Genomic DNA, 15,164 nt, shown 5'->3' with positions numbered 1-15,164 from the left:
TCAATCTAAATGAAACACTTCGATTTTATTTTCACGGGAACCGGTTTATCTGCTTTGATGACTGTATATAAAATGGTGCAATCCGGTAAATTTTATGATAAAAGTATTTTGTTATTGGATGAAAACACTAAAAAAGCCAACGACAGAACTTGGTGTTTTTGGACAAAAGAAGAAGTGATTTGGGAGAAATCTATATCCAAAAAATGGGATGTGGCTTTGTTTGCCAATGAAAATTTCAAGCGTGATTTGGATTTAAAACCGTATAAATACAACATGGTGAAGGGCTTGGATTTTTACACACAAGTATTTGATTTGATTTCGAAACAAGGAAACATCACTTTCATCCACCAAAAAGTAACCGAAATTGAAGAATCCGACAATTTAATTCTGATAGAAACTGATTCTGAAAGTTTTTCCTGTTCCAAATTATTTAACAGTATTTACAACAAACAAAAAGTTGAAAATCAGTCCAAATATCCTGTTTTGCAACAGCATTTTATTGGTTGGTTTATAAAAAGTGAACAAGCTGTTTTTAATCCTGAAGAAGCGACATTCATGGATTTTTCGGTTGAACAAAAAGGGAACACCCGTTTTATGTATGTTTTGCCAACGTCGAAGACCGAAGCTTTATTGGAATACACGCTCTTTTCGCACAAGCATTTAGAAAAGTCAGAATACGAAAACGAAATCAAAAAATACATTGAAAAACTAGGGATTAACAATTACGAAATCATGGAAAAAGAACAAGGTAGTATTCCTATGACATGTTATCCTTTTTGGAAACTCAACACCAAAAACGTCATTAATATTGGTACTTCCGGTGGTTGGACTAAAGCGAGTACCGGATACACTTTCAAAAACTCTGATAAAAAATCCACTGAATTGGTTTCATTCCTTCAAACGGAAACTGACTTCACGAAGTTTCATAAAAAAACCAAATTCTGGTTCTACGACTTATTACTTTTAGATATTTTAGATCGTAAAAATGAATTGGGCTCTTCTATTTTTTCCTCCATGTTCAAAAAAGGGAATCCAACCTTAATTTTTAAATTCTTAGACGAGGAAACCACTTTTATAGAAGATATTAAAGTAATTTTAAAATGCCCTAAAATGTTATTTATTAAAGCTATTTTTCATGTTGTTTTCAAAAAATAAAAAACAATCCAACTGTAACAAAACTTTATAGTTCAAATAAATTTGTTGGTTTTAAACTTTGTAACTTTGCAACTTGAGATTATAAATTTTAAAATAAAAAATATGTATCCAGAAGAAATGGTAAAACCAATGCGTGCTGAACTATCTGACGCAGGTTTTCAAGAATTACATACGGCTGAATCAGTTGAAAACGCAATAAAATCTGAAGGAACTACTCTTGTAGTGGTTAATTCGGTTTGCGGTTGTGCGGCAAGGAATGCACGTCCGGGAGCAAAAATGAGTTTGGAAAACGCTAAAAAACCTGACCATATGGTAACGGTTTTTGCTGGTGTTGATAAAGAAGCTGTAGATGCCGCTAGAGGATTTATGTTTCCTTTTCCTCCATCATCTCCAAGTATCGCATTGTTTAAAGACGGTGAATTAGTTCATATGTTAGAGCGTCATCACATTGAAGGTCGCCCAGCTGAATTGATTGCTGAGAATCTAAAAGACGCTTTCAACGAATACTGTTAATCCAGTAAAAATCAAACTAAAACCATCAGCTTATGTTGATGGTTTTTTTATATCTGCTTTTAAGATTTTTTATAAAAATCAAACAGCCGTATCGCCCCCTTTTCTAAAACCGATTAATTGCCGGTATTTCAACTCTGTTTCTTTCAATTCTTGTTCCAGTTGTTTGTATTTACTGATGTCCTTAATGGTCACAACTGCCGCAACTACTTTATTGTTTTGATCAACTAGGGGTCTGCCACTAATAAGAACCCGTTTTTTTTCCTGCGCAACCGGATTCCAAAGAACGACTTCAACATCATCTGTTATTTCACCGTTCAACGCACGCTCCATTGGTAAATTTTGAGAAGGAAATATCGTTTTTTCATCAGGAAAGTACAATTCGAAATGGTCCGTCAAATGAGATGATATTTTTTCATCTTCTTCGATTCCAAAAATTTCATTGGCCATATCATTAGCCAAAACTATTTTTTTATCTGCATTGGCAACAATAACACCTTCTCCAATATTTTCCACTATTAATCTTAATTTCTCCTCATTTTCATAAAGATCATCTATCGCTGTTTTCTCTTCTTCTTCTAATTTAACTAGTTCTGTAACATCCCGCGCCACAGAATAGAAAACACCTTGCTGCACATCCATATTGCTATTCCAGTCCAGCCATTTATAGGATCCGTCTTTACAAATAAATCGAGTTCTAAAATTGACAACCGGTGATCCTGTGAGGTGTTTTGTCAACACCTCGTCAGCATATTTCCTGTCATCAGGGTGAATTAAATCCATAAATTTCAATCGGTCCATATCCTCTTGATTATACCCGAGTGTTTTAGTGAAAGCTTGATTAATTTTAATAAAATGTTCACCCTTGGCTACTGTAAGAATGTCGAATGCCATATTAAAAAACATATTCGCTATTTTCAAGGTTTCTTCATTTTGAATTTTTTCGGTTACATCTCTAGCAACAGCATACATTATTCCCGTCTGCATATCTATTGTACCGGACCATTCCAACCATTTATAAGATCCATCTTTACAAATTGCCCTAGCTCTAAAATTCAACATAGGCTCCCCTTTCTTCAATCTTTCGACTGCCGCAATAGAAGATTTTAAATCATCCGGATGAGTAAAAGACAGAAACGTCTTTTTATTCATGTCATTTTGGTCAAAGCCAAGAGTTCTTGTGAAAGCCGGATTTACTTTTATAAAATAATCGCCCTTGGCAACAACAAGCAATTCATAGGACATCTTAAAAAAATTTTCGGCTTCCATTAACGATTTTTCACTTTCCTTTAATGCGGTAATGTCACGGGCAACAGCATATAAAAGCCCACTTGCAACATCAGGATACACTGACCACAAAATCCATTTAATCGATCCATCTTTACAGATATATCGGTTTTCAAATTTTATGGATGGAGCCCCTGCTTGCAGTTTAACCACCTCATTTTTGGTAGATTCAATATCATCAGGATACACATACGCAAGAAAAGGCTGGCTCAACAATTCTTCTTCCGAATAGCCCAAAATTTTACTGACTGCGGTGTTTATTTTTATAAATTTATCCTTGGACGCAATAATCATCATGTCTAAGGACATATTGAAGAATTTATCCGCCGCTTTAAATGATTCATCTAGTTGTTTTCTATCCGAAATATCAGTAAAAATTCCTCCAAGAGCATATACCCTTCCTTTTGAATCGAATAAAGGGAATTTTACGGCGATGTAAGTGTGTAAGCCATCTTGCTGTTGAATCGTTTCCTCTGTTTTTAATTCTTTGAGCGCTTTGACAGCTTCAAAATCGGAATTTCGATAAGCATCAGCTACAGTCGCGGGAAGAAAATCATAATCTGTTTTGCCTATTATTTCCTCATTAGAAATCTTAAATAAAGACTCGAATTGTTTATTAATCAATATGTACTCGCCATTTATTTTTTTTATAAAAATAGGACTAGTGGTATTGTCAATTATGGACTGCAAAAGCTGTTTGTTTTCAAGAAGTAAATTCTGTGATATGTTTTTGGCGTTCAATTGCGCACGAATAATAAAATACACGATAATTAATAAAACAAAAGAGAGAACAAATAAGGAAAGTTCAATCCAATCCAATCTGGAATTCATTTCTTTATTTTTTTCGTTGTTCAGCCGTGAAACAAAAATCCAACCTGATACAAAAACGACAAGTAAGTTAATCACGAACCCAAGGAATATTCGCTTTTCAAAGGAGATTTTCATAGCTCAAAATTTTTAAATTCAACATCTGAAAAGGGCAGCAAAAATAAACTTACACATTTGAAAGTTAATCAATTATATTTACTTTTCAAATAGAATTGTAAGATATTATCTTAGAGAAAATCAACAAGAAAAAGAAACGATTTACTCAAATTCACCACGGGTTCTAAATGACTTTTTCCAACCAATAATTACTTTTTTTATTTGGAGCTAATCCTGCTGTCATTCCAATCTATGCTAAAAAGCATAGGATTTTCCCTCCCATCAGGGCTAAAAATTTAGACTATCGACAACTTTGCAACTCAGCTACTTTTTTTCTACTTTTGCAAAAATAATTTTCTCAACTTAAAACTGTTTATAGCATGCAACTGTATAACACCTTAAGCGCAGAAGAAAGAGCCATCATGATCGATGATGCCGGAAAGCAAAGATTAACTTTGTCTTTCTATGCTTATGCGCAAATTCAAAATCCAACACAATTTCGTAACGAATTATTTCTGGCGTGGAATCCTCTCGAGGTTCTAGGTCGAATATATGTAGCCAGTGAGGGAATCAATGCCCAATTATCACTTCCCGCAGATAATTTCTATGCGTTTAAAGATTCTATTGAAGCCTACGATTTCATGAAAGGCATTCGGTTGAATATTGCCGTGGAACATGACGATCATTCCTTCTTAAAACTTACCGTAAAGGTTCGCGACAAAATTGTTGCTGATGGTTTGGTTGACGAAACTTTTGACGTGACTAATATTGGAATTCACTTAAAAGCTAAGGAATTCAACGAACTACTAGAAGATCCTGACACCATTGTGGTTGATATGCGGAATCACTACGAAAGCGAAATCGGTCATTTTACCAAAGCCATAAAGCCAGATGTAGACACTTTTCGTGAAAGCTTACCTATCATAGAAGAACAACTTTCGGAACACAAACAAGACAAAAAATTGTTGATGTATTGCACCGGAGGAATTCGATGCGAGAAAGCCAGCGCCTATTTTAAACACAAAGGTTTTGAAAATATATATCAACTTGAAGGTGGAATTATCGAATACACGAGACAAGTAAAAGCTGAAGGTTTAGAAAGTAAATTCATAGGTAAAAACTTTGTTTTTGATCACCGCTTGGGCGAAAGAATCACAGACGATATTGTGTCTCAATGCCACCAATGCGGCAAACCTTGTGATGTGCATACCAATTGCGTAAATGAAGGTTGTCATTTGCTTTTCATCCAATGCGAGGAATGTAAAACCGCAATGGAAGGCTGTTGTTCTCAGGAATGTATTGCTGTAATTCATCTTCCGGAAGACGAACAAAAAGCCATTCGCAGAGGTATTAAAAATGGCAATATGATTTTCAAAAAAGGAAAATCAGACGTGTTGACTTTCAAAAATAATGAAGAAACTCATGGCGTTTTTGTTGCAGAGAAACCGAAAAAAGCCATAAAAAAAGAACCTAAAATCAAGAAAATATACATCGGGAAGGGAACTCACTTTTTTCCAAAACCAAGTATTGCACAGTTTCTTATTGAAGATGACGAAATCAAAATTGGCGACAAAATATTAATCAAAGGTTCCACAACTGGAGAACAGGAAATGATTATCGATGCTATGTTTGTTAATGAAGTCGCTTCAGAAAAAGCGTTTCCAGGTGATACGTGTACTTTCAAATTACCGTTTAGAATTCGATTATCGGACAAATTGTATAAAATTTTAGAAGCATAAAAGTAAACAATTACCAAAATTTTAATTCATGATAATTTTCAAAATTTGTAAGAACAAATCAGTTAAAAGTACGTGTAAACAGGAGTTAAAAATTAGAAATCAACCCATTACGGATTCAATCGTAATGGGTTTTTTTTATAAAAAATTTATGATTATTTGGCATTTTCAATCATTGTAACTTAAAACTAAAAAATGCTATCTTTACACATTAATCTTTTTAAGAACTTAAGTTGCAATTATCGCAACACTACATATAAAATTATGGCATGTACAAGTTGTTCAACTTCTGATGGTGGTGCACCTAAGGGTTGTAAAAATAATGGGACTTGCGGCACCGATAGCTGCAACAAATTAACGGTTTTCGACTGGCTTTCTAATATGAGTTTGCCTAATGGTGAAGCGCCTTTCGACTGTGTTGAAGTACGTTTTAAAAACGGAAGAAAAGAGTTTTACCGCAATACGGAAAAGTTAACTTTAAGTATGGGAGACATTGTAGCTACGGTTGCTTCTCCTGGACATGATATAGGAATTGTTACTCTTACGGGCGAATTGGTTCGGATTCAAATGAAGAAAAAAGGAGTAAATCCTACGAGCAACGAAGTTCCAAAAATCTACAGAAAAGCATCCCAAAAAGATATCGATATCTGGTCGACTGCTCGAGATAAAGAAGAACCAATGAAAGTTAGAGCGCGTGAATTAGCGATTGCTCAAAAACTAGAAATGAAAATTTCTGACATTGAATTTCAAGGAGATGGTTCCAAAGCTACTTTTTATTATACGGCAAATGACCGAATTGACTTTCGTGCTTTAATTAAAGATTTCGCAAAAGAATTCAGTACCAGAATCGAGATGAAACAAGTTGGTTTCCGTCAGGAAGCAGCACGTTTAGGAGGAATTGGTTCTTGCGGAAGAGAATTATGCTGTTCTACTTGGCTAACGGATTTTAGAAGTGTAAATACCTCAGCAGCCCGTTACCAACAATTGTCATTGAATCCACAAAAACTAGCTGGACAATGCGGTAAATTAAAATGCTGCTTGAACTATGAACTAGATACTTATATGGATGCTTTGAAAGGTTTTCCTGATTTTGAAACAAAATTGGTGACTGAAAAAGGAGATGCCATTTGCCAAAAACAAGATATTTTCAAAGGACTAATGTGGTTTGCTTATACTAACAATTTTGCGAATTGGCATGTGTTGAAAATCGAACAAGTCAAAGAAATTATTGCTGAAAACAAGTTGAAAAACAAAGTTTCCTCTTTGGAGGATTTTGCCATAGAACTTGTTGTGGAGCCAGAGAAAAACTTCAACAATGCTATGGGGCAAGAGAGTTTAACTCGTTTTGACCAACCAAAAGCAAAGAAAAAACAAAACAAAAAACGCAAACCGGGTGGGGAAAATATAATTGTAGCAAATAATAACAATACTATTAATCCTTCGAATAATAATAACAATACCATTAAGCCTGCAAATAATAAACCCAACAATAACAACAGACAAAATCCTGTTGACAAAAAACCCGCCGAGCCAAGAAAACCTATAATTATTACTAAAAATGTGGATAAAAAATAGCGCTTTACTTCTTTTGGTTGTAATCCTCTCTTCTTCATGCGACAAAAAAAGAGTTTTTGACGAGTACAAATCTGTTGGAAGTGCTTGGCATAAAGACAGTATTGTTACTTTCGATTTGCCGGTATTAGATTCAACAAAACGATATAATTTATTTGTCAATTTGAGAGACAACAAAAATTATAAATACAACAATCTGTTTTTAATTGTTTCCATCGAAAAACAAAATGGTTTTACAAAAGTGGATACGCTTGAATACCAAATGGCAAATCCAGACGGGTCTTTGCTGGGTGATGGGTTTTCGGACATAAAAGAAAGTAAACTCGTTTACAAGGAAAATGAACAATTTAAAGGAAAGTATAAAGTTCATATAAAACAAGCCGTTCGAGAAACTGGAAAAGTTCCCGGCGTAAAGCTTTTAGATGGAATTACAGAAGTTGGTTTTAGAATAGAAAAAAAAGATTAAAATATTATTATGGCTATCAAGAAAAACAACAATCAGGCTAAAAACATAGAGAGAGATGCAACCTATTATAAAAAGAAATTTTGGAAAATTTTCTTTTATGCCTTAGGTTCTATCGCATTATTTTTCTTATTCGCCTCATGGGGACTTTTAGGTTCGATGCCTTCTTTTGAAGATTTAGAGAATCCAGATTCCAATTTAGCCACAGAAATCATCTCTTCTGATGGAGTGGTTTTGGGGAAATATTTTGAAAAAAACAGGTCTCAATTAAAGTATGCTGATTTACCTAAAAACCTGGTTCAAGCATTGGTGGCAACAGAAGATGCGCGTTTTTATGAGCATTCCGGTATAGATGGAAGAGGGACTTTGAGAGCAATTGCAAGTGTAGGAACAAGCGGTGGAGCGAGTACATTAACCCAGCAACTTGCCAAGCAATTGTTTCACGGTGAAGGTTCGAAGTTTTTACCTTTTAGAATTGTACAAAAAGTAAAAGAATGGATTATTGCCATTAGACTAGAAAGACAATACACCAAAAACGAAATAATCGCAATGTATTGCAATGTTTATGATTTTGGAAACAATTCTGTAGGGGTTAGCTCCGCTGCAAAAACTTATTTTTCAAAAGAACCAAAGGATTTAACCATTGACGAGTCGGCAATGTTAGTTGGAATGTTCAAAAACTCCGGTTTATACAATCCTGTTAGAAATCCAGAAGGAGTAAAAAATCGCAGAAACGTGGTGCTTTTGCAAATGGAAAAAGGAAAAATCATTACCGAAGATCAAAAAGTAAAATTACAAAGTTTACCTATCGTCTTGCATTTTAAATTAGAAACCCATAAAGACGGAACGGCTACTTATTTTAGAGAATACCTGCGCGATTACATGAAAAAATGGGTAGAAGAAAATAAAAAACCGGATGGTTCTGATTATGATATTTATAAAGACGGTCTAAAAATATACACTACCATAGATTCCAGAATGCAATTGCATGCTGAAGAAGCGGTTGCAGCACACATGGCAAACCTTCAACAGCAATTTTTCATTGAAGCAAAAAGAAATAAAAACGCTCCTTTTGTAAATATTTCTACTAAAGAAACGGAACGAATTCTGAATCAGGCAATGAAATCGTCACACCGTTGGGAAGTTATGAAATCACAAGATAAAAGCGATGATGAAATTGTAAAATCGTTCAACGAAAAAACAAAAATGACGGTCTTTTCTTGGAAAGGAGAAAGAGATACTATCATGACTCCTTTGGATTCGATCCGTTATTACAAACATTTTTTACAGTCTGGATTGATGGCCATGGAACCACAAACGGGTAACATAAAAGCCTGGGTTGGGGGAATTAACTACAAATATTTTCAGTACGATCACGTAGGACAAGGTGCGAGACAAGTAGGTTCAACTTTCAAACCATTTGTTTATGCTACAGCCATCGAACAATTGAATATGTCACCTTGTGATTCCATTATAGATTCACCATTTACAATTCCTGTTGGACGTCATCACGTGACGGAATCTTGGACTCCAAAAAATTCTGACAACCGATACCGAGGAATGGTAACTTTAAAAAGAGCTTTAGCCAACTCTATCAACACCATTTCAGCAAAATTGATGGATAAAGTAGGTCCTGAAGCAGTGGTAGAATTGACCCATAAACTAGGAGTGAAATCTGAAATTCCTTTACAACCATCCATTGCATTGGGAGCCGTTGAAATCACCGTTGAAGATATGGTTGCTGCTTACAGTACTTTCGCTAACCAAGGGGTATATACGAAACCACAATTTCTAAGCCGCATCGAAGATAAAAGTGGTACCATCATCTACGAACCTATTCCTGAGTCTCATGATGTTTTAAATAAAGATATTGCATTTGCAGTAATAAAATTACTTGAAGGTGTTACCGAGGGAGGTTCTGGTGACCGTTTACGTACCACTTATGGAGGAGACGGAGACAATCGCTGGACTGGTTATCCATATCAGTTCCGAAATCCAATAGCAGGTAAAACAGGAACAACACAAAACCAATCCGATGGTTGGTTTATGGGAATGGTTCCTAATCTTGTGACCGGTGTTTGGGTAGGCTGTGAAGATCGTTCGGCCCGCTTCAAAAGCATTACTTATGGACAAGGTGCAACTGCCGCATTGCCGGTTTGGGCGTATTTTATGAAACTTTGTTATGCAGATTCAGGTCTTAAGGTTTCCAAAGAAAATTTTAACAGGCCGCCTAATCTTTCCATAAAGGTAGATTGTTATTCTGCCCCAAAAGTAAAAGACACTACTGATATACAACAAGATACAGGAGAATTCGAATTGTAGAAAGTTTATTTGGAGCTAATCCTGCTATTCGTTTCAATCTTTTCCTTTTTGAATAAAAAAGGAAAAGGATTTTCACTGCTATCAGGGCTAGGTTATTCGTTTCCAAACTTAAATTTCGGTAACCATTATGACTTTAATAATCTTAATGACTCAAGTTTTTTAGTAAAACTAAAATTTGTGAATTAGCAACTAATCATATGATCAACAAAAAAGTAAATAACGTTAAAGAAGCACTTCAAGGAGTTGAAAACGGCATGACCATCATGCTGGGGGGTTTTGGATTATGCGGTATTCCAGAAAACTGCATAGCCGAATTAGTAAAAAAAGAAACCAATAATCTAACCTGTATTTCCAACAATGCCGGTGTCGATGATTTTGGTCTTGGTTTATTATTACAAAAACGCCAAATCAAGAAGATGATTTCTTCTTACGTAGGAGAAAATGCCGAATTTGAACGCCAAATGCTTTCGGGAGAACTCGAAGTTGACCTAATCCCTCAAGGAACATTAGCGGAACGTTGTCGTGCGGCTCAAGCTGGAATTCCTGCTTTTTTTACTCCTGCAGGTTTTGGTACAGAAGTGGCAGTTGGGAAAGAAGTTCGGGAATTTAATGGAAAAATGCATGTCATGGAACATGCTTTTGAAGCTGACTTTGCTATTGTGAAAGCTTGGAAAGGCGACGAAGCCGGAAACCTAATTTTCAAAGGAACAGCAAGAAACTTCAATCCATGTATGGCTGGAGCTGCAAAAATCACTATCGCAGAAGTAGAAGAATTGTTGCCTGCAGGAAGTTTAGATCCAAATGAAATTCATATTCCGGGAATACTTGTAAATAGAATTTTTCAAGGTGTGAAATATGAAAAAAGAATTGAACAAAGAACGGTTCGTGCAAAAAATTAAACAATTAAACAATTTTTCAATATCACAATTAATAGAAAATGGATAAAGAGAATATTGTTGTTACTAAATCCATTGATTTTGCATTAGGTATTATAGCTTTTTGTGAAATATTAGAAAATAAACGCAAATTTATTATTGCCAATCAACTATTAAAGTCAGGAACAAGTATAGGCGCTAATATTCATGAAGCACAAAATGCAGAAAGCAGAGCGGATTTTATTCATAAAATTAAAATTGCTGCCAAAGAACTAGAGGAAACAAAATACTGGCTTTTGCTTTGTGAAAAAGCATCCTCGTATCCTTTTGATGAAAGCCTAAAAATTCAAATTAATGAATTAGGATTAATAGTTTACAAAATCCTAAGCACTAGTAAAAATAATAAGTAATAATTCTCAAAATTGATATATTGTTACATTCATAAATTGATACATTAAGAAATGGCTTTAGACAAAAATCAAATTGCACAACGAATTGCAAAAGAATTAAAACACAACTATTACGTGAATCTTGGAATCGGAATTCCAACTTTAGTGGCTAATTATATTCCAGAAGGAATTGACGTTGAGTTTCAAAGCGAAAACGGAATTCTTGGTATGGGACCATTCCCTTTTGAGGGCGATGAAGATGCTGATTTAATCAATGCCGGAAAACAAACCATAACTACTTTGCCTGGAGCGAGTTTTTTTGATTCCGCATTCAGTTTTGGAATGATACGTGGACAGCATGTTGATTTAACCATTCTTGGAGCGATGGAAGTTTCAGAAAATGGGGATATCGCCAACTGGAAAATTCCGGGTAAAATGGTTAAAGGAATGGGAGGCGCCATGGATTTAGTGGCTTCTGCCGAAAATATTATTGTTGCCATGATGCATGTCAACAAAGCTGGAGAGTCAAAAATCCTAAAAAAATGTAGTCTCCCGTTAACAGGAGTTGGTTGCGTTAAAAAAGTAGTTACAGAGTTAGCCGTGATGGAAATAACTCCAAATGGATTTAAACTATTGGAACGTGCTCCCGGAGTATCGGTGGAACATATTATAGCTTCAACCGAAGCCACTTTAATTATTGATGGCGAAATTCTTGAAATGGTTATTGATTAAAATTAACTTCTTTTTTGAATCTACAATACTAAAAATGCATCCTATAAATGGATGCATTTTTTTTGCCTTCAATTTAATCCTATTTCTGATTACTGACGAATCTTAAAAAGATATAATTTTCTACGTGTTTTGTGCTTCTCATGCATTTAATTTAAATAATTTAAACAAATGATGATTAGTATGTTATTTTTTAGTTAAATTCGCCGACATGTTTAAATATTTTTATTTCGACAACTAACCAAAACCCCAAACAAATGAAAACAAAATTACTCGGAAAAATCGCGTTGTTCGCATCCGTTTCTTTTTTTGCATTAGAAGCAAATGCACAAGATGCCGCCAAAAATGTAAAACAAAAAATTACTGATGAAAGAGGAAAACCTTCATTAATAGTTTTTAATGAAAAATCTACCTACAAATCTTCAGATTCTCAAAAAGCATTAGTAGAACAGTTGGGATTAAAGGACAATTCAAATTTTTCTAAAACTAAATCCGAAACAGACAAATTAGGATTTTCTCATGAAAAATTCCAATTGTATCATCAAGGAATAAAAGTTGAATTTTCTACCTACACACTGCACTCCAAATCTGGAAAACTAGAATCAATGAGCGGAGAGTTCTTTTCGTTAGATAAAGTCAACACTCAACCTACTTTGTCAAAAGAACAAGCTTTTGGCCGCGCATTGAAAAAAATTGGCGCTAAAAAATATCTTTGGGATTCAAAAGAAGATGCTGCAGTAATGAACTACCAAAAACCAACTGGAGAGTTAGTTTTACTTCCTGTGTTAGAAGGTCCAACTTCAAAATTAAAAGACAACAACTTACGTTTAGCGTATAAATTTGATATTTATGCTTCACTACCTGTAAGTCGTGGCGACGTATATATTGATGCTGTTACAGGCGAGGTATTACTCTACAATGCTATTATCAAACATCTTGGTGAATATAGCAACGGCAGCCATGCAACTTCTGCCGAAATGTCAAAAGAAAAAGCGAGCACTGTTGCTTTCGTTGCTGCTAATGCTGCAACACGTTATAGTGGAACTCAATCCATTCAAACTACATTAAGTGGTTCATCTTATATTTTATCTGATGCGACCCGTGGTTTAGGAGTTCAAACTTATAATTCGGCTAGAACAGCTACCTATCCTACAACTAATTTTACAGATGCTGATAATAACTGGACCGCTACGGAATTTAATAATACAAATAAAGACAACGGAGCTTTAGATGGACATTGGGGCGCAGAAAAAACCTACGATTATTGGTCGACGGTACATGGGCGAAATAGCTTTGATAATGCTGGAGCAAAAATAAAAAGTTATATCCATTATAATCTAATTGCAGCCGGCTATCCGGATAACAATAATGCATTTTGGAATGGATCTGTAATGACTTATGGAGACGGAAGTGGAACCGGCGGATTTGACATATTGACAGCTTTAGATGTTGCTGGTCACGAAATTGGTCACGCCGTTTGTAGCAATACAGCCAACTTAACTTACTTAAATGAATCGGGTGCAATGAATGAAGGATTTTCAGATATCTGGGGAGCTTGTATTGAGTTTTCAGCAGCACCAACCAAATCAACTTGGTTAATTGGTGAAGATATCGAAAGAAGAACAGGACATTTGTCTCTACGTTCTATGAGCAATCCTAATGCTGAAGGACAACCAGATACCTACAAAGGTACATATTGGTATACAGGAACTGCCGATTCAGGTGGAGTACATACAAATAGTGGCGTATTAAATCACTGGTTTTATATTTTATCTATTGGTAAATCAGGGACAAATGATATCGGAAGCGCATTTAACGTAACTGGAATTACAATAGCCAAAGCGGAAAAAATAGCCTATCGTTTAGAAAGTGTTTACTTGACCGCAAGTTCTACATATGCTAATGCAAGAACATATGCTATCCAATCAGCAGTCGACTTATACGGAGCTGGTTCTGCTGAGGTAATTGCTACTACAAACGCATTTTATGCCGTAGGAGTTGGTGCTGCTTATGCTGGCTCAGCTGATACTATTGCACCATCTACACCAGCTGGTTTAGCAGCTTCAGGAACTACTTCAACAACAACAAACTTATCTTGGACAGCTTCTACTGATAATGTAGCAGTTACAGGATATAATGTTTATCAAGGGACCACTTTAAAAGCCACTGTTACAGGAACCACCTATGCTGTTTCGGGATTAACAGCTGCTACTGCTTACACTTTCTCTGTAAAAGCAAAAGATGCTGCCGGTAATTTATCTGCTGCAAGTAACGTAGTAAATGTAACAACATCAGGAACTACAACTACGTATTGCGTTTCTAAAGGAACCAATGCAACGTCTGAATACATCGACTACGTTGGTCTAGGAGGAATTGCTAATACAAGTGGTGCAAATGCAGGATACGGAAACTTTACATCTTTGACAGGAAATGTGCCTTATGGAGCGAACACTATCTTGTTTAGCGCTGGTTTTAGCGGCTCAGCTTACACTGAGTATTGGAAAATCTGGATTGATTATAACAAAAACGGTATTTTTGAAACAACTGAACAAATCGTTTCTGGATCTTCTTCAAGTAGCGCTAACCTAACTAGTACTTTTACAGTTCCAACAACTGCTTTAGCAGGAGCAACAAGAATGAGAGTTTCTATGAAATATAATGCAGCTCAAACGGCTTGTGAAACTTTTTCTTATGGAGAAGTAGAAGATTATACTGTAAATATTGGAGGTGCGGCTATCGCAGCATTTAACACCAGTTTTGCAGGAGATTTGGGTACTGAGAATAACATTTTTGATTACACGATGTCTCCAAACCCGGCTAATGAATTCTTAAATGTTAAAATGGCAGATAACAGAAATGCTTCTTTTAGAGTTATCAATTACTTAGGTCAACAAGTTGAGCAAGGTAAAATTTCTGAAAACGCAATCAATGTTAGCAAATTAGGCGCAGGAGTTTATCTTTTAGAAGTAAACGACGGCCAAAAAAGAATAACTAAGAAATTTATTAAAAATTAATTTTTCTTAATTACTAAATAAAAAAAGGGGTTGTCTTAAAAAAAGACGACCCCTTTTTTTATATATAAATGTCATATCCTTTATACCTTTATGGGGATTCATCTATTGTAATTCTTATTATATTGCGATAAATAAAAAATAAAAACCATTTTATATAACATCGTATGTGTTTTTTGTTAATTTTGGCA

General features: G+C 35.2%; 11 protein-coding genes. 10 read left to right on the top strand and 1 reads right to left on the bottom strand.

The window, feature by feature from the left end; genetic code table 11:
* Positions 1 to 9: 9 nt before the first annotated feature.
* Positions 10 to 1,155 (top strand): lycopene cyclase family protein, encoded by a 1,146-nt coding sequence (locus IWX84_RS00260; protein ID WP_196848729.1) that lies wholly within the window; start codon positions 10 to 12, stop codon positions 1,153 to 1,155.
* Positions 1,156 to 1,257: 102 nt separating this feature from the next.
* Positions 1,258 to 1,668, top strand: a complete 411-nt coding sequence (locus tag IWX84_RS00255; protein ID WP_196848728.1) for a BrxA/BrxB family bacilliredoxin — start codon at positions 1,258 to 1,260, stop codon at positions 1,666 to 1,668.
* Between the two features lie 78 nt (positions 1,669 to 1,746).
* Here the strand turns inward: IWX84_RS00255 and IWX84_RS00250 are convergent, their stop codons facing one another.
* Complete coding sequence (locus IWX84_RS00250) at positions 1,747 to 3,897, bottom strand: PAS domain S-box protein (protein WP_196848727.1); 2,151 nt, start codon at positions 3,895 to 3,897, stop codon at positions 1,747 to 1,749.
* Positions 3,898 to 4,256: 359 nt separating this feature from the next.
* On the opposite strand from IWX84_RS00250, the gene IWX84_RS00245 reads away from it, so the two are divergent.
* The 8 genes from IWX84_RS00245 (at position 4,257) to IWX84_RS00210 (ending at position 14,976) form a co-directional block, all read left to right on the top strand.
* Positions 4,257 to 5,615: a rhodanese-related sulfurtransferase gene (locus tag IWX84_RS00245; RefSeq protein WP_196848726.1), complete on the top strand. Its 1,359-nt coding sequence runs from the start codon at positions 4,257 to 4,259 to the stop codon at positions 5,613 to 5,615.
* Between the two features lie 261 nt (positions 5,616 to 5,876).
* The gene (locus IWX84_RS00240; RefSeq protein ID WP_196848725.1) at positions 5,877 to 7,187 is read left to right on the top strand and encodes a stage 0 sporulation family protein; all 1,311 of its coding nucleotides are present in this window, start codon (positions 5,877 to 5,879) and stop codon (positions 7,185 to 7,187) included.
* Positions 7,171 to 7,650 carry a gliding motility lipoprotein GldH gene (locus IWX84_RS00235; protein WP_196848724.1) on the top strand — a complete coding sequence of 160 codons (480 nt, stop codon included), beginning with the start codon at positions 7,171 to 7,173 and terminating at the stop codon, positions 7,648 to 7,650. The genes IWX84_RS00240 and IWX84_RS00235 overlap by 17 nt, the downstream gene beginning before the upstream one ends.
* A gap of 9 nt (positions 7,651 to 7,659) precedes the next feature.
* Positions 7,660 to 9,969 (top strand): penicillin-binding protein 1A, encoded by a 2,310-nt coding sequence (locus tag IWX84_RS00230; protein ID WP_196848723.1) that lies wholly within the window; start codon positions 7,660 to 7,662, stop codon positions 9,967 to 9,969.
* Between the two features lie 197 nt (positions 9,970 to 10,166).
* On the top strand, positions 10,167 to 10,868 hold the full coding sequence (locus IWX84_RS00225) for a CoA transferase subunit A (RefSeq protein ID WP_196848722.1): 702 nt from the start codon (positions 10,167 to 10,169) through the stop codon (positions 10,866 to 10,868).
* 38 nt (positions 10,869 to 10,906) lie between these two features.
* Complete coding sequence (locus IWX84_RS00220; RefSeq protein ID WP_196848721.1) at positions 10,907 to 11,254, top strand: four helix bundle protein; 348 nt, start codon at positions 10,907 to 10,909, stop codon at positions 11,252 to 11,254.
* 51 nt (positions 11,255 to 11,305) lie between these two features.
* Positions 11,306 to 11,965 carry a CoA transferase subunit B gene (locus IWX84_RS00215; RefSeq protein ID WP_196848720.1) on the top strand — a complete coding sequence of 220 codons (660 nt, stop codon included), beginning with the start codon at positions 11,306 to 11,308 and terminating at the stop codon, positions 11,963 to 11,965.
* A gap of 254 nt (positions 11,966 to 12,219) precedes the next feature.
* Positions 12,220 to 14,976, top strand: coding sequence for a M4 family metallopeptidase (locus IWX84_RS00210; RefSeq protein WP_196848719.1), 2,757 nt, complete (start codon positions 12,220 to 12,222; stop codon positions 14,974 to 14,976).
* Positions 14,977 to 15,164 lie beyond the last annotated feature (188 nt).

It is taken from the genome of Flavobacterium sp. CG_9.10, assembly GCF_015752245.1.
Taxonomy (GTDB): Bacteria; Bacteroidota; Bacteroidia; order Flavobacteriales; family Flavobacteriaceae; genus Flavobacterium.
Note: the sequence above shows the minus strand (reverse complement) of the source record. Positions and strands in the feature narration are given on the sequence as shown.